The following is a 1446-nucleotide window of genomic DNA, read 5'->3' on the forward strand; positions in this document are numbered from 1 at the left end:
CGCAGGAGGACTGATGAAGCCTTACGAATTGTATTAYTGGCCCACGATCCAGGGACGCGGTGAATTCGTGCGCCTGGCACTGGAAGAAGCCGGCGTGCCTTACGTCGACGTGGCGCGCCAGAAGAAGGGCATGCCGCCGACCATGGCGTCCATCGATCCCGCGCAGGAAGAACGGGCCTCGTTCGCGCCGCCGGTGTTGCGCGCAGGCGAGCTGCTGATCGGCCAGACGGCCAATATCCTGATGTTTATCGGCGCCCGCCACGGCCTGGCGCCGCGTTCGGAAGCGGGCCGCTTGTGGTGCAATGAACTGCAGCTGACCATCGCGGACATCGTCAACGAAGCACACGACACGCACCATCCCATCTCCACCAATCATTATTACGAAGACCAGAAGAAGGAAGCGAAAGCGCGCGCCAGGGACTTCTGCGCCGAGCGCATTCCCAAGTTCCTTGGCTACTTCGAGCAAATCCTGCAGAACAATCCGGGACGCGGCAAGTACATGGCCGGCTCGCGTTTGAGCTATGTGGACCTGTCGATGTTCCAACTGATTTCAGGCCTGCGCTACGCCTTCCCGAAAACGATGAAGAAGCTGGAGCCGGACTGGCCCGGCCTGGTGGCCCTGCACAAGATGGTGTCGGAGCGGCCGAATATCGCGGCCTATCTGGCTTCGAAGCGGCGGATTGCCTTCAATGAAGATGGCATCTTCCGCCACTATCCGGAGCTGGAGAAGTGACGCGCGGATTAGCGCGCGCTGGTGACGGGGTAGCCGGCTTCCACGATGGCCGATTTGACGGCGTCCAGTGCGGCGCCGCTGTCCACTTTGACCTGTTTGCTGGCCAGGTCGATATCGACCGTGGCGCCCGCATCCACGGCCTTTACGGCCTTGGTGACGGAAGCGACGCAATGGCCGCAGCWCATATTTTCAACTTGCAGTTCGTACATCAGAAACTCCTTTTTTCTCAATGATGATTCATCTTAATCCTTGCCACCGTTGGAAGGTCAAGCTTCTTTTTGCCGCGCTGGCGGCTGGCGGACTCGCACAGGCGGCGTCGCTTGATCCTGCCGTCGTGCGGCAGATCGATGACGTGGTGGGCCAGGTCGGCAAGGATCGCTTGCCCGGCGCGGTCGTACTGGTGGCGCGCAATGGTGAGACGGTATTTCGCAAGGCTTATGGCTGGGCTGATATCGACAGGCGCCAGCCGATGGAGCCGGCGGTGTCCATGCCCATTGGTTCGGTCACCAAGCAGTTTACCGCCACGGCCATCATGATGCTGGCGGAGGAGGGCAAGCTGTCCCTCACCGATTCGGTGGCGCAGCACTTGCCGGACCTTGCGCCGCAGCTGCGCGATGTCTCGATTGAGCAGCTGTTGACGCATACTTCCGGTGTGCCGGACTACACCAGGCAGTGGCGCTTCCTGCTGCTGGATCGCGGCGATGAGATTGCGC

At 61.1% G+C, this 1446-nt stretch carries 3 protein-coding genes; 2 read left to right on the plus strand and 1 reads right to left on the minus strand.

Annotated elements, in window-relative coordinates; translation table 11 throughout:
- Positions 1-13: 13 nt before the first annotated feature.
- A complete protein-coding gene (locus tag AB4Z11_RS31625; protein ID WP_442030127.1) occupies positions 14-733 on the plus strand; it encodes a glutathione S-transferase in 720 nt (239 codons plus the stop codon).
- An 8-nt stretch (positions 734-741) separates the two neighbouring features.
- Here the strand turns inward: AB4Z11_RS31625 and AB4Z11_RS31630 are convergent, their stop codons facing one another.
- Positions 742-942 carry a heavy-metal-associated domain-containing protein gene (locus AB4Z11_RS31630; protein ID WP_442030123.1) on the minus strand — a complete coding sequence of 67 codons (201 nt, stop codon included), beginning with the start codon at positions 940-942 and terminating at the stop codon, positions 742-744.
- Between the two features lie 20 nt (positions 943-962).
- Here AB4Z11_RS31630 and AB4Z11_RS31635 point away from each other — a divergent pair.
- Positions 963-1446 (plus strand): serine hydrolase domain-containing protein (locus tag AB4Z11_RS31635; protein WP_442030125.1); only part of this gene is annotated, 484 nt, incomplete at its 3' end.

The organism is Pseudoduganella sp. RAF53_2, assembly GCF_052113985.1.
In the GTDB taxonomy this organism is placed as follows: Bacteria; Pseudomonadota; Gammaproteobacteria; order Burkholderiales; family Burkholderiaceae_D; genus Rugamonas.